Below are 16,307 nucleotides of genomic sequence, written 5' to 3' on the forward strand. Positions count from 1 at the left end.
AGAAAAATGGACTAATCGGACGCCTTTCCATTCGACGCCCGACGCCGCTCGATCTGCCCTGGTTGTCCGCCACCATGTCAATTGCCGCGTGCGGTGTTGTTCAAGATATCTTCGCCCGATCCCAAGCCCGGCCGCGCCCTCGGGTAAGGCGCGAATCGTCCTACGGGCGGGGGATGGCGACCGCTTCGTACGCGACACCGGGAGTCGGCCCCGTGGCGAAGAACCGGATGTTGGGGAGGTACAGCCGCGAGCCGAAGGCGGCCACGGTCGTCGGCAGGGCGAACCGGGCATCCGTCACCCGCCGCACGACACGGCCCTCGGTTCCCGCCGCGTTCAGACGCAGGACGGCCACGGTGTTGAGCCGGTTCTGCACCGCGTACAACGTCCGTCCTTGCAGCAGCAGGCCGTCGCCCTCCGGCAGCGACTCTCCGTGCAGGTCCACCCTGCGCGTCCTGCCGGCCGGGTCGACGCGGAAGAGCCCACCGGTGTTCGACTGCACGACGATCAGTCCCCGCCCGTCCGGCGTCGCCGTGATGCCGTTGGCGTTGAACCCGGCGCTGCCGGGGCTGTCGGGACCGCCCTGGTAGACGAGGTCGCCGGTGAGCGGCACGCGCACCACGTCCGAGGGCAGCCGACCGCCGTCGAGCGGCAGCTTGTAGAGCACCGGATTGGTGGAGTCGGTGAACCACGCGGCGCCCTGCGCGAGGATGACGTCGTTGACGAACGACGGGCCGCCGGCCAGCCGGTAGGACGCCAGCACCCGGCCGGTACGGGCATCGAGGACGCGAGCGTCACCTCCCGCCCCGCCGGCCACGAACACCCGTCCGCGCGCATCGCTCTTCAATCCAAGAGCCTGCGTACCGGGCCCGCGGCTGAGGATCGCGCCGCGCCCCGTCCGCAGGTCGGCGCGGTAGACCGAGCCATCGGCCATGGACCCGACGTAGGCGACCGGCCCGGGACCGGTCGCGATGCCCTCGGGCTGGAACCCGTCCGGCAGCCGGATCGTGGTCGGGTACGCGGCCGCCTCGCCCTCGGCGGCCCGCGCCGGCGCGCCCATCGCGGCGGCCAGCCCGAACACCAGAACGGCAGAGATCATCTCACGTCGCACGACGAATCCTTTCAACGTTGAAATGTTCAACACTGAAGACGCTAGGCCGGGTGCTACCTTGATGTCAAACAGTTCAACGTTGAGAGGTGCTCGTGGAGCGTGACGCCGTCGATCGCATCGTGGAGCAGTGGGCCCGCGCCCGCCCCGACCTCGACGCGTCCCCCATGAGGGTGCTCGGCCGCCTCTCCCGGCTGACCCGGATCGCCGAGCGCGAACTCAAGGCGCTCTTCGCCGAGTTCGGGCTGGAACGGGGCGAGTTCGACGTCCTGGCCACCCTCCGCCGCGCCGACTCGCCGGGCGGCATCACCGCGGGCACGCTGGCCCGCTCCTCCATGGTGACCTCGGGCGCCGTCACCAACCGCCTGGACCGCCTCGTCGCCAAGGGCTACGTCACGCGCGACCTGGACCCCGCCAACCGCCGCACCGTCCTCGTCGCCCTCACCCCCGCCGGCCGCGACCTCATCGACCGCGCCGTCACCGCCCACCTCGAAAACGAGCGCCGCCTCCTCGCCGCACTGGACGAGCACCAGCAGGACGACCTGGCCGCCACCCTGCGCACCCTCCTCCTCAGCCTCGGCGACCGGCCGTAGCTAGCGCGCCACGCGGTCTAGGCCTTGCGGAAGTGCTCGACGAGCCTGGAGTAGCTGTCGTCTCCGTGGCCCCGCCCGATCGCCGCCGCCACGAGCGCGCGGGAGTACTCGGGAAGCTCGTCGTCGATGCCCCGCGCCCGGCTCTCCCGCGCGAGATCCTCGATCGAGGGCAGATGGTGACGAAGCGCCCCGTACGGCGTCGCGAACCGGCCCCTGTCGACCTCCTCCGCGATCGACGGCAGGAACGCCGACAGCGCCGCAAGCGGGCCTTTGGCCTCCTCCAGGAACCGTCCGACCTCGACACCTTCGTCCGACAAGGCCGCGGCCGCGTGCAGGAACCCGTTGAGCAGCCCCCACATCGTCCCGTGGACGGCCATGCCGTAGAGGACCGCGACCCCGGGATCCTCCGACACCAGCGGTGCCTGCCCGCTGAACAGCCCCAGCACCTCCCGGTGACGCTCGTACACGGCCGCGGAACCGCCGTAGAAGACCGTCGCGTCCGGATGACCGATCCCCGGCGCGATGGTCATGATCTGCCCGTGCAGGTACTCCCCGCCACGCTCGGCGACCGCCGCGGCCACCTCCCGGACCTCGCTCGACGTCCCGTCCGTCAGGTTGACGACGACCCGCCCGCGCAGGACGTCCCCCGCCGCCTCCAGCAGCTCGCGAGCGACGGAGTTCCCCTTCACGTTGACCACCACGACCCGCCCGGCGGCAACGGCCTCACGAACGCCGGCGACCTCCCGCGCCCCCTCGGCGACCAGCGCATCCGCCTTCCCCGCGGTGCGATTCCACACGACGGTCGGATGCCCACCGCCCAGAACCGCCCCGGCCAGCGCACCCCCCATCTCCCCAAGCCCGAGCACCGCCACGTCCACCCGCGAAGAAACCATCACAACTCCCCCCAGAAGCCACCAGTGGCCGCCACGCTAGAACCCCAACCGAACTTGAGGTCAAACCCGAGCCGTACTGCCGCAGGTCCCAGCGGCACGAGCACTGCGCCGACCGTCAGCGTCGGCGGACGAAGACGCGACGGACGAGAGGCCCCAACAGCAGAACGGCTACCGCCGAGCCGGCGGGAAACCTCCAGGGACGCCGCGCCCGCGCCCGCTCCGGCGGGGGAGCGGGCGCTCGCCGGTACTCCTCGTCCAGGACCTCGTGAAACCGTCGCGCCCGCTTACCTCCGGCGGTGCTCATACGGACCCGACGCGCCTCCTCCGAGAAGGTTCGGCCAGGACGTCCAGAGAACATCTCACACGGGATGGTGCGCAGCCTCTTCTCAGGAAGAGCCTTCGTCGGCTGAGATCCTCCGGATCGCGGAAGACTGGGAGCGTTCGAGCTTCCAGTTGGTCCCCGCGCGGGTCTTCGCGCTGGCGGGCGAACTGCCGGTGGCAGGGCGCGTGGTCCAGCAAGTCCCCGGACCCGGGCGATCCGATCAGGCGTCGCGGATGTCGGGTTTGGCGGCTGAGAGCAGCCGCCCGGAGATGATCACGAGACGTTCGTCGGAACCGATGCTCACACCGGGGGGCAGGCGGTCCCGGTAGGCGCCGGTGGCGTCGCGGCCGATGACGGCGATGTCGCCGTTGTCCAACTCCCAGATCTCCGGGCAGTCCTGCGTCGTGCGGCTGTCGCCCACTTCGGCCGCCGTCTTTCCCAGCCTTCGCTGGAACCCCGCACCGTGATCGGCTTCCCACGGTCTGGCCATGATGTCGCCCACTTTCGGTAGCCAACGATAGGGCGGATCATCCCGTTATGTTGCTATCTGCAACAAGTGTCATTAAAGCGACTGTTTGATGACAAGGGACGCGCAGGGGACGTTGAGGGCCTGGGGCGCCCAGTGGTGACCAGGTCATCGGGGCTGGCGGCGGGTGAATCCTTTGCGGGGGGTCGTTCCTCTCATAGGGGTGTCGGGCAGCGCGCCCGGCAGGGACTCGACTGGGAGGTTGTCGTGATCGTTGGTGCCGTTGTGATCGGTGTGGCCGTGCTCGTGTGCGCGTGCAGCGTGACCGTGCTGCGCAGGCGGGGGCGCTCGCGTGGCTGAGGGGGCCTGGCCCGGGGAGCGGCTGATCGCCTCCGCGCAGGGCGGTGACCTGGAGTCGATCGCCGCGCTGGTGTCCGGCTCGCATCCGCACGTGCGCCGGTTCGCCCGGACGCTGTGCGCGTCCCCGGAAGACGCCGAGGACGCCGCGCAGGAGGCGTTGATCATTCTGTATCGCAAGATCGGGACGTTGCGGGCGTCGGGGGCGCTGGCGTCGTGGATGTTCCGTATCGTCCGCAACGAGTGCCTGCGGCGGGCGCGGCTGAGGCCGCTGCACCACGAGGTCCCGGACGCCGGCACCGTCTCGGCCGAGGACGAGGTTCTGCGACGCCTGGAGGCGGGCCGGGTCGCGGCGGCCATCGCCGCTCTGCCCGCCGATCAGCGCAACGTCCTCATCATGCGCGACATCCAGGGTTACAGCGGGCGCATGGTCGCCGATGCGCTCGGCCTCAGTGTCCCCGCGATGAAGTCACGGCTGCACCGCGCCCGTGCATCGGTCCAACAGGCGCTGCAAGGTGCACTCGACTCGGTCTCAGGAGAAGGCGATGACTGACAGGCAGGGCTTCGCGAGCACGTCACTTTCCCGGCACCTGCTACGCGGGGCGACGGGCTTCGGGGCGTTGGTCGGCTCGGTCGCGCTGCTGCCGGTGCTGGGGATCGGCAGCCTCCTGCTCGCGCCGATCGGTCTGCTCGCGCTGCGCGGGTGTCCGGCCTGCTGGGCGATCGGGCTGGTGCAGACCATCTCCATGGGCCGGTTGCAGCGCTCCTGCAAGGACGGCGTGTGCGAACTGACCGTCGCTCGCCCCGCCCGCTCACACGAGCACCGCGAAAGCCAACCCGTTGATTCGCTCACTGCGCGGTCGCGGGCATGAGGGCCCAGACGATCTTGCCCTGGCCGGTGGCGGACGGGCGGACGCCGGTGTCCTTGGCATAGGCGGCGATGATCGCGAGGCCTCGGCCGCCCAGCGCGTCGAGGCCCGCATCGCAGAATCGGGGGAGTTCGGGCGACGGGTCCCAGCACTCCAGTAGCGGCAGCCCCTCGCGAACGGCGATCCGGATCCTGAGGGCGTGCCCCCTGGCCGCCTCGACCGCATTCGTGACGATCTCACTCATGACGACCGCCGAGTCGTGAACGAGGGAGAGTTCGTAGCCCCAATTGACCAGCGCGTAGCGGACGAGTTCTCGGGCGAGGCTGACCGAAGCCTCCTCTCCATGGATGGTCATCCGTATTTCGCCGGATTTGAGCATCTCCACCGCGGGTGATTGATTCTTCATGGTCGCCACCTTGTCTTCCCTGGATTTGAGTCCATGGTCGGTGGCGAAGGTTTACCGTGTGATGGATTGGAATTCAGGAAATACACCGGAGGTCGACGTGAGCGTCCGAGAGTCCATCGATCCGGCTTCGTCGCTGTGGGCTTGGTTGGCCTTTGACCTGTGGTTCCATCGAACCCGGCGGAATCTTTCGCTGGCGCAGACCGCCCAGATCGTACGGGTGGCGCGTGGCACTGTCTCCAACTGGGAGGCGGGTCGGCTTCGTCCCAGTGACGCGTATATGGCCACTTTGGATCAAGCGTGGGACACTGGCGGGCATTTTCAGCGTCTGCTGTACTATGCGCGCAGCGGGCACGATCCAAACTGGTTTGCGCAATATATCCAGTATGAATCTGCTGCGAAGGTTCTCAAGATTTATCATGGGAAAACGATCCCGGTGCCCGTGCAGACGCCCGAGTATGCGAAAGCGCTGCTGCTGTCGGGAGGTCAAGCCCGGCACAGCGACAGAGAAGTGGAGGCGCGTCGAAAGCGCCAGGAGATCCTGACGAGACGCGATCCGCCGTACATATGGATCCTCCTTGATCAGGACGTGTTGGAGCGTCCTGTGGGAACGCTAGAGATCATGGAGGCGCAGCTCGCCTATCTGTTGCAGGTGGCTGAGCTTCCGCATGTGTCAGTGCGCTGCATTCTGAGGGCGGCGGGTGCTCACCCTGGATTGGACGGTGCCTTTCAGATCCTCGACCTGGGAGGACGGCAGATTTCCTACGCCGGTGCGCAACTCGCGGGTCGTCTGATTGAGGCCGGTGACGAAGTTGCTACTCTCGCGATACACTTCGACCAACTTGGGGCATTGGCTCTATCTCGTGATGATTCGCGAGAGTTGATCGAGAAGGTGCGGGAGAGTTACTTATGACCGAATGGCGCAAAAGCTCGTGGAGCGGTGGAGTGAACGACAACGCGTGTGTTGAGCTGGCCAAGCTCGGCGATCGGGTAGGCGTGCGGGATTCCAGGAATCGACTCGGTGCCCGCCTTGAACTCACTGTCCCCGAGTTCGGCGTGCTGCTCACTCGGATCCGGCGGGGGGAACTGGATCTTTAGGGGTGCCTCAGGTGTGCCAGTGGCCTACTAGGTCCGCGTAGGTTTCGCTGCGGGTCTGGAGGGTCTCGTGGGTGCCCAGGAGGGGGACGGGGCCGTCCAGTAGGAGGACCTGGTGGGCCCGTTCGGCCGAGGTTATGCGGTGCGCTATGACGATGAGGGTGCCGCTGCGGGTCGCCAGGGCGTTTTCGGCGCGGGCCTCGGTGGCGGGGTCCAGGTGGCTGGTGGCCTCGTCCAGGACGATGACCGGGGCCGGGGACAGGTAGGCGCGGGCCAGGGTGATGAGCTGGCGCTCGCCCTGGGAGAGGTCGCCGCCACCGGGTGGGATGCCGGTCTCGTAGCCGCCTAGGCGTTCGACGAGTTCCTGGAGCCCGACGGCGGCCGCGGCCTCGTCCAGGTCGGGGGTGGTGGCCTCGGGGTTGAGGTAGGCCAAATTGTCGCGGAGGGTGCCGGCGAAGACGTAGCTCTCCTGCGGGATCAGCGTGATCGAGGAGCGCAGGTCCGCCGGGTCCAGGTCGGGGAGGGGGACCTTGCCCAGTGTGATCTTGCCTTGGCGGGGTCGCAGGAGGCCGGTGAGCAGGTTCGCGAGGGTGGACTTGCCGGTGCCGCTCGGGCCGACGACGGCCAGGTGCGTGCCCTCGGGGACGTGGAGTGACAGGTCCTCGATGACGGGGGCGGCGTGCGGGGAGTAGGCGAAGGTGACGTGGTCGGCCTCGATGCCGGACGATTCGGCCGTCGCGGTGCCGGGCGGAGGCGAATCGGGGACGGCGCAGACCTCGGCGAGGCGGCCCAGGACCACCGCGAGGCTGAGCAGGAGCGTGCCGCCCGCGTCGACCAGGACGGTGATGCCCGGCTGGAGTCCGGCCACCAGGTAGCCCGCGCCGCCCGCGATCTGCCCGGCGGTGAGTCCGTGGTGTGCGGTCAGGTAGGGCGCCAGGACGAGCAGGGCGACCAGGGGGACGTGCACACCGAGCGCCAGGACGGGGAGGCGGACCCAGCGGGTGCGCGCGTAGGCGCGCAGGGCCTCCGCCTGCGTGTCCACGACCTCGCCGACGGTGGCGGCGGCGCGGTCCTCGGCGGCGCAGGCGGCGACGTCCCGGACGCCGTGCACGATGGTGGCGGCGGCCTCCCCGATGCGCTCGGCCTGCCGGATGACCGCCCGGTAGCGGCGGATCTGCAGGCCCACGAACGCCGCGTACACCCCCAGGGCGAGCGCCACCGACAGGCAGATCACGAGGGCCAGCACGGGGGACAGCAGGGCGAGGCCCACGAGCGCGGCGGCGCCCGCGGAGACCAGCTGGCGGACGTTGCGCAGCGCGGTCCCCACCAGCGCCCGGACGGCCTCCGCCTGCTCGGTGACCTGGGAGACGCCCGCCCCGGCGGCGTCCGGGGTCCGGTCGGTCATCCGCCGGAGGGCGGCGGCGACGACCTCGGTGACCAGGGAGTCGCGCAGCGGTTCGACGGTCGCGGCGAGCCACGGGTAGACCCGTCCGGTCGCGACCGCGCCGACGGCGTACAGCGCGGCGAGGACGGCCAGCCAGCCGAGGCCGGTCAGGGTGCGGCCCGCGAGGAACCCGTGGTCGACGGCGCGGGCCAGGAGCAGCCCGGACGCGAACACGGGAAGGGACTCCACGACCGACCAGGCGGAGAGGCGGCGCATCGCGGGCCACTGCCCGCGCAGGTGGCGGTGCAGCAGGCGCGCGGCGGGCGGGACCGTCATGAGGCCGCCTCGGTGGAGAACACGGCGCGGTAGGCGGGGTCGGCCCACAGTTCCGCGTGGGGGGCGAGCGCCCTCACGCGTCCGGCGTCCAGCCAGGCGACGAGGTCGGCGCGGGCGGCGGTCGCCGGGCGGCGCGCGACCACCAGGCTGGTCCGTCCGGCCAGGATCTGCCGGAGGGCCTGGGTCACCTTCATCTCCGTCGCGGTGTCGAGGCTGCTGGTGGCGTCGTCGAGGAGGACGATCCGGGCGTCGGCGAGCGCCGCGCGGGCCAGGCCCAGCCGCTGCAACTCGCCGCCCGACAGCGGGGCGCGGTCGAGGGGGGTGTCGTAGCCGTTCGGCAGGGCGCGGATGAAGGCGTCGGCGACGGCGTCGCGTGCGGCGCGGTGCACCTCCGCGCGCGTCGCGCCGGGACGGGCGTAGGCGATCGTCTCGCGCACGGTCGCGCCGAGCAGCGCGGGACGTTCGAAGGCGTAGGCGACGGCGCGGCGCAGTTCCGCGAGCGGGACGGCGGTGACGGGGACGCCGTCGAGTTCGACCACCCCTTCGTCGGGGTCGAGGAGCCGCCCGATGGTCGACATCAGGACGCTCTTGCCCGTCCCGGACGTGCCGACGACCGCGACGGTCGCCCCGGGCGGCACGTCGAGGTCGAGCCGGTCGAGGACGGCGCGGCCGCCGAGCCGGACGGTGACGCCGCGCAGCCGCAGTTCGCCGGGCCCGTCCGGCAGCCGCACCGGACGCGCCGGGGGCCGCACCGCCGGGACGGCCGTCAGGATCTCGCTGATCCGCCCCGCGCCGACCTGGCAGTTGAGCAGCGCGACGACGGTGTCGAACACCGACGCTGACGCCGCGGCCATGGCGGCGTAGGACAGGGCGCCCACGAGCTGGCCGGTGGTGATCTCGCCGGCGCCCAGGCGGACGCCCGCGACGCCGACGACCAGGACCTGGGTGAGGGGTGCCAGCAACGCGAGCCGCCGGCTGACCCTGCCCTGCACGGCCCACGTCTCCCGGCCCGCCCGGCCGAGGCCGGGCAGCGGCGCGAGGATGCGCCGCACCTCGGCGGCGGCGGTGCCGCTCGCCCGGATCGTCCGGATGCCCTGCCGGGCGTCGAGCAGCCGCGTCGCGATCGCCGCCTGGCACGCCTGGTAGCGGGCGAACGGTTCGGTGGCCCGGACGACGAACACGCGCAGCGCGACCAGCAGCGGCGGCACCCCGGCCGCGAACGCGGCGGCGAGCCACCAGTCGATCAGGGCCAGCCCGATCAGCGCGCCCACGGTGGTGGCCAGCGTGGCGGCGGCCGACAGCAGCAGGACGGGGAACGCCGCCGGGCCCGACGCGGACTCGGTGAGCCGCGACAGGACGTCCCCCGCGGGGAAGCGGCGGCGCCCCGCCGGGCCGAGGGCCAGCACGTGCCCGAGCAGCCGGTGCCGGAGCCAGGCGGTGATGTCGCTGCCGCAGTAGGAGCCGAGCACGTCCTCGGCCGTGGTGGCGACGGCCGCCGCGGCCAGGACGAGCGCGAGCCACGCGGCGGAGGCGCCGGCGTCGTGCTGGGCGCGGGCCGCGTCGACCGCCCGGGCCAGCATGACCGGCGTCGCCAGCGTCGCGGCGACGCGGACGGCCGTGAGCAGGACGAGCACGCCCAGGGCCGGCCGGAAGCGGGCCATGGCGCCGCGCAGCAGCCGCCGGCCGCCGGCGCGCAGCACCGCGGAGTCGCCCGATGCGCCGGTGAGGGCCACGCGCCACGACTCCGTTCACGGTCGGGGGAAGTCTTCTACACTCGCAAGTGGGTCCGGTCACGGACCGGCTCGTGGCCGGTCCGTGACCGGGGTTCTGCGGGCCGGGGTTCTTCTCAGGGGTCCCGGGTACCGCATGGGATGCGCGGCATCAGGCGCAGGAGATGCCGATGCACACGGTGTTCAGCAGCGTGAGCAGACCGACGCAGTTGCAGGTACCGCCGAGCTGGATGCCGTCGATCTCCACGGGGTCGGTCTCGGGCAGCTCCTGCAGAGCGGCCACGAGGTCACCGTCGAACGTGTTCATTGCGATTCACCTCCTTTCCTTGTCGAGGGCCAAGGCCCGCCCCGCCGTGAGGCAGAAGCGGACCACCGCTTCGCGGAGGACCGGGGACCATGCCTGGACGACCCCGTTGTGGTCGTCGGCGGTCTCCAGGTAGTCGAAGTCGACTCCTTCGGTCCTGCCGAGTTCGAGGAGGCGCCGGCGCAGCGCCCTGGACTGCTCGACCGGGACGACCTCGTCCCGGACGCCGTGCGCCACCAGCAGCGGCGCCGCCAGCGCCGCGCACGCCCGCAGCACGTCGCGCCGCCCGTCCTGCTCGTCGGGCACGCGGGAGAGGTTGAGCTGTGACACGCGGTCCCTGACGATCCCGGTGGCGGTGCTGTGGAGGCCGGACGCCGAGGTGAAGGGCGCGAGCGCGGCGCAGCCCGACCACAGGTCCGGAGTGCGGCAGGCCGCGAGCAGTGCCAGGTACCCGCCGTAGCTGGCGCCCAGCACGATCGGGCGCGGCAGCGCGATGTCCCGGCCGTGCGCGATCGCGTTTCCGAGATGGACGACGTCGTCCAGGTCGGGGCCGCCCCAGTCGCCGAGGACGGGCCGCAGGTGATCGTCGCCGTAGCCGGTGCTGCCCCGGTAGTTGGGGGCCACGACGGAGACGCCCGAGGCGGCCAGGTACTGGAAGAGCGGCTCGAACTCGTACCGCCACGCCGACAGCGGGCCGCCGTGCAGGGCCAGGACCAGCCGGGGCCGGTCGCGCCAGCCGGGGCCGCCGTAGACGATCGCCTCGATGGGCCCCGCCGGGCCGGAGAGCTCGACGAGTTCGGCGTGCCGCCAGGCCGCCGCGCCGTCGGAGGGATGCGCGGCCATGTCCCAGCCGGAGCGCGCCCGGCGCCGCACCGTGGCGAGCGTCGGCGGCTGGTGCGGGGCCGAGAAGCGGACGTGCATCCGGCCGTCGCCGCCCCAGCGGGCGGGCCCCCAGAGCATGCCCGCCGGACCGGGGACCGGCGTGATCCGGTCGCTCCCGGTGGCGTACACGGCGAGGCGTGCGGTGGCGCCGGCGATCTCCCGGACGAGCAGCCGCTCGCCGGAGACGTCGAAGGCCAGCGGGGCCCGGTACGCGGCCGACCGGTTGAGGATCTCGGGGAACCGGACGGGCCCGCCGCCGGGCAGGCGCAGCCCGATCTGGGGCGCGCCGCGCTGCTGCGCGCCCGGCGTGGTGGTGGTCACCGCGAGGGCGCCCGAGCGCGGGCTGTAGGCCGCGATCCGGTCGCTGGAGGTGTCGGAGACCGACCAGAAGGGCCGCCAGGCGCGCTCGCGCAGATCGACCAGGATGCCCTCGGTCCGGTGCCCGGCGCCGTCGTGGTCGAGGGCGAGGGTGCGGCCCTCGTCGGCCCAGACGCCTCCCGACAGCACGCCGGGGATCCGCAGCACCGGCTCCAGGACGGGGGAGGAGAGCGAGACCCGCCAGATCCGCGAGTGGCGTTCGTTCTCGACGACCACGAGCACCGCGGTCTGCGCCTGCCCCGGGGCGGCCAGCAGGAACCCGGCGAGCATCCTCGGCACCGGCCACGACCGGACGATCCTCAGCCCGGTGGCGGTCGGCTCGGCGGCGACGAGGGTGCCGTGGCCGGCGGGCTCCCCGTGCTCGCCGACGGCGGGCCGCACGACCAGGACGCGGCCGTCGTTCAGCGGCAGCGCCCCGCTGCGGCGGTCGATGGTCAGGTCCGCGGCCCCGTCCGGGAGGCCGGCGCCGTCGAGCGTGCGCAGGGACGGCCGCGGCCAGGTCAGGTCCCACCGCTCCAGGACGACGCTGTCCTGCGCGGACCGCAGGCAGGTGGCCCAGCGGCCGTCGGCCGAGAAGGCGAAGCCGAACCGGCTCGGCATCGGCGGAAGGTCCGGAAGGGTCTCGGTCATGACGCCCGCCCCGCGATCGTCGCGTCCTCGGCGGCGTGCGCGGCGGCCTCGTCGGCCATCCACTGCCGTGACGTGCCGTGCTGGAGGCGCACCAGGAAGCCGAGGACGCCGGCGAGGCCGTCTCCCCAGGAGGTCGAGACGCCGCCCTGCTCGTCGGGGAACACCACGCGTTCGCCGCGGTGCGCCCGGTTGGCCAGGACGATCTGGGCCAGCCGCCACGCGTCGGCGCGGTGCCGCTCGGCGCCGGTGAGCGCGGCCAGGTCGAGCAGGAAGTCGCCGTTGCCCGCCAGGCCGTGGCACTGCCCGAGGATCGCGCGCCAGCGGTTGTCCATGACCGCGCGGGCGGACATCTCGGCGGCCCACCGGAAGCGCCCGTCGCCGGTGGCCCGGCCGAGGCGGCCGAGGAAGCCGCCGATGCCGGCCGAGCCGTGGCACCAGTACGGCGCGGTGGCGACGTCCCCCGAGCTCGCCGCCCACATCGCCGACCGGCCGGTGTCGATCATGGTGTCGAGCAGCGTCTCCCCGACGCGCGCGGCGAGCGCCCGGTGGGCGTCGCCGCCGACCGACTCGGCGCAGGCGAGCAGGAAGCAGCCGACACCCGAGACGCCGTGCGCGAACCCGTAGTAGCGGGCCCCGGCGAGCTTGGACTCGATCTCGGCGGGCGTGCTCCAGTCGAGCCCGCCCTCCCGTTCCTCGGCGGTCTCTGCGAGGGCGTGGGCGGCGGCGAGGGCGCGGTCGGCGAACCGCGCCTGCCCGGTGCGCGACCACAGGTGCAGGGCCGTCAACCCGAGGCCCGCGGTCCCGTGGGTCACGTCCGGGCTGGGGACCGCCTCCGGAAGCCGGTCGGCGACGGCGAGCGCGCCCTCGACCAGGTCGGCGTCGTCCAGGGCGAGACCGGCGTCGAGCACCGCCCACGCGGCGCCCGCCGTGCCGAAGTACAGCCCGGGAGGACGGTCGCCGTCCTCGCCCAGCCGCCGCAGGATCCAGCGGCCCGCGTCGGCGACGGCCCCGGCCAGGCGCGGTTCGGGCTCGACCTCGAAACACCGGGTCAGGGCGCCGAGGGTCCCGGCGGCGCCGTGCTGGAGGCTGCAGGGGTCGGGAGCGCCGTAGACGCACGAGGCGGGCCAGAGCGTCTCGGTCGACGCCGGGTCCATGGTGGCGATCAGCTGGTCGACGATCCCGGCGGTCGACAGCCGGCACTGCTCCCGCAACGAGGGAGTGCGGACGGCCCCGCTCAGCTCGGCCGGAGCGTCGTGCGTCCCGCGGCTCCCCGCCGAGTCCGGGCCCATCTGCGCCAGCGCCTCGCGGGCCCGGTGCGGGGTCCAGCGGTGGCCGGGCTCGTCGGCCATCAGCGCGAGCAGCAGCGGGGCCAGCGGGCCGGGCAGGTCGAGGTCCAGGGTGCGGGCGGCCAGCCATTCCTCCAGGCGCTCGCTCAGCGGCCGGGTCGCGGGGTCCTCGTCCAGGAAGTAGGGCGGCCCGCCGGTGAGGACGTGGCAGAGGGTCGCGCCGAGGGCGAAGTGGTCCGCCGCCTGGTCCGGGGCGGCGCCGGCCATCTGCTCCGGCGCGCTGTAGCCGGGGGTGCCCACCCGCATCCCTTCCGCCTCGGTGTCGTCGGCGGTGAGGGCCAGCTCCAGGTCGATCATCACCGGGGTGCCGTCCGGGCGGACCATGACGTTGCTCGGGTTGAAGTCGCGCACGATCAGCCCGGCGTCGTGCGCCTTCGCCAGCAGCGCCGCCAGGCGCCCGCCCATCTCCAGGACGGCGGGCACGTGCGGGCCCCACCCGGCGTCGCCGATCACGTCGGCGATCCACTGCCGGAGCGAGGTGCCCGGGATCATCTCCTGCGCCAGGAACAGGTGGCCCGCCTGGGCGAAGAGCGCCACGGGGCGCGGGGCGATCCCCAGGGCCTCGACCGCCTCCAGCACGCGGGCCTCCGTCCGCAGCCGGTCGCGGGTGTCGCGCCCCTTCGCGTCGACGTCGACGTGCGGGCGGCCCTCCTTGATGACGATCGCGTCGCCGGTCTCGGTGTCGGTCGCCCGGTACACACCGCCCTTGTTGGTGTGGCGGATCGCCTCGTGGACGGTGAACCGCGATCCGATCAGGACGCTCTTCCGGTTCCCGGCGCCATTCTGGGCTACGCTCTTTCGGGCGCTCTCAGGCCCGCCGGCCGCGCCGGCGTCGTCGTGGCCCTCCACCGGCGGGACGTCCTGAGGGAAAGGACAGACGGCCCAGGAGGGCGGCGTGTACGTCGCGCCGCGGCGGTCTTCCACGGGTTTGCCGTCGGGGTCGAGAATTACCCACGCATAGAATCCGTCGTTGGTGATCCTGCGCACCTCGACGAATGCTCCATAGCGGTAATGGACGAGGCTGCCCGGTCCGTAGGGCCGGTCGGACAGAATACGCGGCCCGGGAAGGCCGGCGGTCGCCGCGTGGAGTTCCGCCGCGAGGCTGACGGCCGCGTCGTCGTCGACCGGGTAGACGGTGATGAACTTCCCGGAATGGCCGCGCGAGGTGTTGCGCGCGTTCATGGCCGCGACGTGGTCGCGGGTGGCGGCGAACTTGAACGTGGAACGGCCCGCCAGCAGCACGGGCAGCGAGCGGGCCAGGACGTCCTGGGCGGAGGCCGGCGTCGCGGAGACGTGCAGCTTCCAGCCCTGCTGGGGACACTCGCCGTTCTCCGGGCGGACGTGCGCCCACATCCCGCTGCGGACCGTCTTCCAGCGGAGCGGGCCGTCCGCCGCGGCGAGCGCCCTGTCGAGAACGTCGAGCAGGCGGGTGTCGTCGCTCTCCGCGGCGACCGCCCCGGACAGGACACTGAAATGGAAGTCCGCCATCCCCGCTCGCCCTCTCCCTTTCCATTCGTCCGCCCGGTCACCCGGTCCGCCTTATTGATCATTTTTGTCTTTTGGGGTCAAAAGTCAAAGAACGATCGGATGTTGCTTTCGTTGAGCAAGGACACGGTAACCACGAATCCTCCGGAAACGCCAGTCAGTCTCATTCGTCCGAGCTCTGCTTGAGGGAGATAAAAGTCTTACCCGCCAGGGGATGGGGGCCATGGCAGATATGCGGAGAGTGACAATGATCGCCGATTGGCGCTCCGCAATGGGGGGAAATGTCGAGTTTGTCGTCACCGGAACCGATGATCGCTTTGCCCATTGAGTTGCGGGGCGGTTTCCGCCGAGTCATGTCCGATGGCTGCCACCCCGCCCGGTGGCGACCCGCCGGGCGGGTGTGCTAGCGCCGCGTCGCGCACGAAGGCGCGGACGCCGGCGGTGTCCGGCGCGCTCTTCTCAGGCGCCGGCCGCGGCGTCGACCGCGTCGGGGGACAGGATGCGGTCCAGGACCATGGCCGCGCAGCCGGTCAGGCCGGCGCTCTCGCCGAGGCGGCTCGGCTCGATGCGCAGATCGCGGGTCGCCAGCGCCGTGGCCCGCTGGTAGACGATCTCGCGCACGCCCGCGATCAGGGGCTCGTTCGCGCCCGCGAGATCGCCGCCCAGGACGACGACCGCGGGGTTGAGCAGGTTGACGGCGGTGGCGACGACCTCGCCGATGCGGCGGCCGGCGTCGCGGAGCAGGGCGACGGTCGCGGGGTCGCCGGAGCGGGCGAGCGCCGCCAGGGCGGGCAGGTCGTCGGCGGGGGAGCGGGCCAGCAGGGCGGTGCCGCCGGCGACGGCCTCGACGCAGTTCACGTTGCCGCAGCGGCAGGGGGCCTCGCCGGGGACGGGCACCGGGATGTGGCCGATCTCCCCGGCCGCGCCGAGGGCGCCGCGCTGGATGCGGCCGCCCACGATGATGCCCGCGCCGATCCCGGTCGAGACCTTGACGAACAGCAGGTCGCCGACGCCGGGGTGGGCCTGGTGCTCGCCGAGGGCGGCGGCGTTGACCTCGTTGTCGAGGTAGGCGGGGACGCCGAAGCGCTCGGAGATGGGGGCGCCGATCTCCACGGCGTCCCAGCTCCCGGCCACGTGCTCGACGGCGTCGGGGACGCCCAGGCCGACGCCGCGGATCCTCGACGCGTCGGTGCCGGACTCGGCGAGGAGGGACTCCCACTGCTCGAACAGGCGCGGGAGCGTCTTGCCCGGGCTCACCTCCGCCGGGGGGCCGTCGGCGCGGGCCAGGGTCGTGCCGGCGAGGTCGCAGACGGCGAGCTGGCCGCGGGACTGGCCGAGGTTGGCGAGCAGCACGGCGCCGCCCGCGGCGTTGAACTCCAGCCGGGCCGGGGGGCGCCCGCCCGTGGAGGGCCCGTCGGCGCGCTCGACCACCAGGCCGCGCCGGATCAGGGCCGCGACGCGGGACGCCACGGCGGGCCGGGACAGCCCGGTGATGCGGCCGAGCTCGGCGCGGGTGGCCACGCCCTCCTCGCGGATCAGGCGCAGCATGTCGCCGCCGGAGGCCGGGCGGGTGACGGGGCGGGGCATCCGGCCAGTCAAGCACCCGGGGCTTTCGTGCGTCCAGTTAGGAGAACATCCTTACTTTTGTCATCCAAAGTTCATAAGTCCGCTTGAACGAGTGACCGATGTCTCGCTAGTTTGGTGATCCTGCGATCCCCCTGGTCTTGGA

Annotated in this window: 16 protein-coding genes; 5 read left to right on the plus strand and 11 right to left on the minus strand. The window is 72.4% G+C overall.

The window, feature by feature from the left end:
• Positions 1–160 precede the first annotated feature (160 nt).
• Positions 161–1,108 carry an NHL repeat-containing protein gene (locus BJY14_RS34385; RefSeq protein WP_218905714.1) on the minus strand — a complete coding sequence of 316 codons (948 nt, stop codon included), beginning with the start codon at positions 1,106–1,108 and terminating at the stop codon, positions 161–163.
• A gap of 86 nt (positions 1,109–1,194) precedes the next feature.
• On the opposite strand from BJY14_RS34385, the gene BJY14_RS34390 reads away from it, so the two are divergent.
• Positions 1,195–1,698: a MarR family winged helix-turn-helix transcriptional regulator gene (locus BJY14_RS34390; RefSeq protein ID WP_312879532.1), complete on the plus strand. Its 504-nt coding sequence runs from the start codon at positions 1,195–1,197 to the stop codon at positions 1,696–1,698.
• A 17-nt stretch (positions 1,699–1,715) separates the two neighbouring features.
• Here the strand turns inward: BJY14_RS34390 and BJY14_RS34395 are convergent, their stop codons facing one another.
• The 3 genes from BJY14_RS34395 to BJY14_RS34400 form a co-directional block, all read right to left on the minus strand.
• Complete coding sequence (locus BJY14_RS34395; protein ID WP_179847410.1) at positions 1,716–2,591, minus strand: NAD(P)-dependent oxidoreductase; 876 nt, start codon at positions 2,589–2,591, stop codon at positions 1,716–1,718.
• A gap of 115 nt (positions 2,592–2,706) precedes the next feature.
• Positions 2,707–3,129 carry a DUF6082 family protein gene (locus BJY14_RS47840; protein WP_376770058.1) on the minus strand — a complete coding sequence of 141 codons (423 nt, stop codon included), beginning with the start codon at positions 3,127–3,129 and terminating at the stop codon, positions 2,707–2,709.
• 4 nt (positions 3,130–3,133) lie between these two features.
• Complete coding sequence (locus tag BJY14_RS34400; protein ID WP_179849820.1) at positions 3,134–3,403, minus strand: hypothetical protein; 270 nt, start codon at positions 3,401–3,403, stop codon at positions 3,134–3,136.
• Between the two features lie 328 nt (positions 3,404–3,731).
• Here BJY14_RS34400 and BJY14_RS34405 point away from each other — a divergent pair, with 328 nt between their 5' ends.
• Together BJY14_RS34405 and BJY14_RS34410 are read left to right on the plus strand one after the other, a co-directional pair.
• Positions 3,732–4,289, plus strand: coding sequence for an RNA polymerase sigma factor (locus BJY14_RS34405; protein WP_179847411.1), 558 nt, complete (start codon positions 3,732–3,734; stop codon positions 4,287–4,289).
• The gene (locus BJY14_RS34410; RefSeq protein ID WP_218905715.1) at positions 4,282–4,608 is read left to right on the plus strand and encodes a hypothetical protein; all 327 of its coding nucleotides are present in this window, start codon (positions 4,282–4,284) and stop codon (positions 4,606–4,608) included. Before BJY14_RS34405 ends, BJY14_RS34410 begins: the two co-directional genes overlap by 8 nt.
• Here BJY14_RS34410 and BJY14_RS34415 read toward each other — a convergent pair.
• Positions 4,586–5,011 (minus strand): ATP-binding protein, encoded by a 426-nt coding sequence (locus BJY14_RS34415; RefSeq protein ID WP_246397585.1) that lies wholly within the window; start codon positions 5,009–5,011, stop codon positions 4,586–4,588. The genes BJY14_RS34410 and BJY14_RS34415 overlap by 23 nt on opposite strands.
• Between BJY14_RS34415 and BJY14_RS34420 the strand changes: the two genes are divergently transcribed.
• Positions 5,010–5,921, plus strand: coding sequence for a helix-turn-helix domain-containing protein (locus BJY14_RS34420; RefSeq protein WP_179847413.1), 912 nt, complete (start codon positions 5,010–5,012; stop codon positions 5,919–5,921). The two genes, BJY14_RS34415 and BJY14_RS34420, sit on opposite strands and share 2 nt — an antisense overlap.
• Positions 5,918–6,106, plus strand: coding sequence for a DUF397 domain-containing protein (locus tag BJY14_RS34425; RefSeq protein ID WP_179847414.1), 189 nt, complete (start codon positions 5,918–5,920; stop codon positions 6,104–6,106). Before BJY14_RS34420 ends, BJY14_RS34425 begins: the two co-directional genes overlap by 4 nt.
• A 7-nt stretch (positions 6,107–6,113) precedes the next feature.
• Here the strand turns inward: BJY14_RS34425 and BJY14_RS34430 are convergent, their stop codons facing one another.
• The 6 genes from BJY14_RS34430 to BJY14_RS34455 all read right to left on the minus strand — a co-directional run bounded on the left by BJY14_RS34430 (position 6,114) and on the right by BJY14_RS34455 (position 16,165).
• A complete protein-coding gene (locus BJY14_RS34430; RefSeq protein ID WP_179847415.1) occupies positions 6,114–7,823 on the minus strand; it encodes an ABC transporter ATP-binding protein in 1,710 nt (569 codons plus the stop codon).
• Entirely contained in the window at positions 7,820–9,556 is a 1,737-nt protein-coding gene (locus BJY14_RS34435; protein ID WP_179847416.1) for an ABC transporter ATP-binding protein, read from the minus strand. Before BJY14_RS34435 ends, BJY14_RS34430 begins: the two co-directional genes overlap by 4 nt.
• 148 nt (positions 9,557–9,704) lie before the next feature.
• The gene (locus BJY14_RS34440; RefSeq protein WP_179278939.1) at positions 9,705–9,860 is read right to left on the minus strand and encodes a VenA family class IV lanthipeptide; all 156 of its coding nucleotides are present in this window, start codon (positions 9,858–9,860) and stop codon (positions 9,705–9,707) included.
• A 6-nt stretch (positions 9,861–9,866) separates the two neighbouring features.
• Entirely contained in the window at positions 9,867–11,747 is a 1,881-nt protein-coding gene (locus BJY14_RS34445; protein ID WP_179847417.1) for an alpha/beta hydrolase family protein, read from the minus strand.
• Entirely contained in the window at positions 11,744–14,581 is a 2,838-nt protein-coding gene (gene lanL, locus BJY14_RS34450) for a class IV lanthionine synthetase LanL (RefSeq protein WP_218905716.1), read from the minus strand. Before lanL ends, BJY14_RS34445 begins: the two co-directional genes overlap by 4 nt.
• A 456-nt stretch (positions 14,582–15,037) precedes the next feature.
• Positions 15,038–16,165: an ROK family transcriptional regulator gene (locus BJY14_RS34455; RefSeq protein ID WP_179847418.1), complete on the minus strand. Its 1,128-nt coding sequence runs from the start codon at positions 16,163–16,165 to the stop codon at positions 15,038–15,040.
• Positions 16,166–16,307: the final 142 nt, after the last annotated feature.

Origin of the sequence: Actinomadura luteofluorescens, assembly GCF_013409365.1 — a bacterium.
GTDB lineage: Bacteria > Actinomycetota > Actinomycetes > Streptosporangiales > Streptosporangiaceae > Spirillospora > Spirillospora luteofluorescens.

Excerpts from the sequence above, each read along its gene's own strand:
- BJY14_RS34425 (WP_179847414.1), top strand. The coding sequence starts at position 5,918 with ATGACCGAATGGCGCAAAAGCTCGTGGAGCGGTGGAGTGAACGACAAC.
- BJY14_RS34440 (WP_179278939.1), bottom strand. The coding sequence starts at position 9,860 with ATGAACACGTTCGACGGTGACCTCGTGGCCGCTCTGCAGGAGCTGCCC.
- BJY14_RS34420 (WP_179847413.1), top strand. The coding sequence starts at position 5,010 with ATGGTCGCCACCTTGTCTTCCCTGGATTTGAGTCCATGGTCGGTGGCG.
- lanL (WP_218905716.1), bottom strand. The coding sequence starts at position 14,581 with ATGGCGGACTTCCATTTCAGTGTCCTGTCCGGGGCGGTCGCCGCGGAG.
- BJY14_RS34400 (WP_179849820.1), bottom strand. The coding sequence starts at position 3,403 with ATGGCCAGACCGTGGGAAGCCGATCACGGTGCGGGGTTCCAGCGAAGG.
- BJY14_RS34410 (WP_218905715.1), top strand. The coding sequence starts at position 4,282 with ATGACTGACAGGCAGGGCTTCGCGAGCACGTCACTTTCCCGGCACCTG.
- BJY14_RS34395 (WP_179847410.1), bottom strand. The coding sequence starts at position 2,591 with ATGGTTTCTTCGCGGGTGGACGTGGCGGTGCTCGGGCTTGGGGAGATG.
- BJY14_RS34445 (WP_179847417.1), bottom strand. The coding sequence starts at position 11,747 with ATGACCGAGACCCTTCCGGACCTTCCGCCGATGCCGAGCCGGTTCGGC.
- BJY14_RS34455 (WP_179847418.1), bottom strand. The coding sequence starts at position 16,165 with ATGCCCCGCCCCGTCACCCGCCCGGCCTCCGGCGGCGACATGCTGCGC.
- BJY14_RS34415 (WP_246397585.1), bottom strand. The coding sequence starts at position 5,011 with ATGAAGAATCAATCACCCGCGGTGGAGATGCTCAAATCCGGCGAAATA.
- BJY14_RS34430 (WP_179847415.1), bottom strand. The coding sequence starts at position 7,823 with ATGACGGTCCCGCCCGCCGCGCGCCTGCTGCACCGCCACCTGCGCGGG.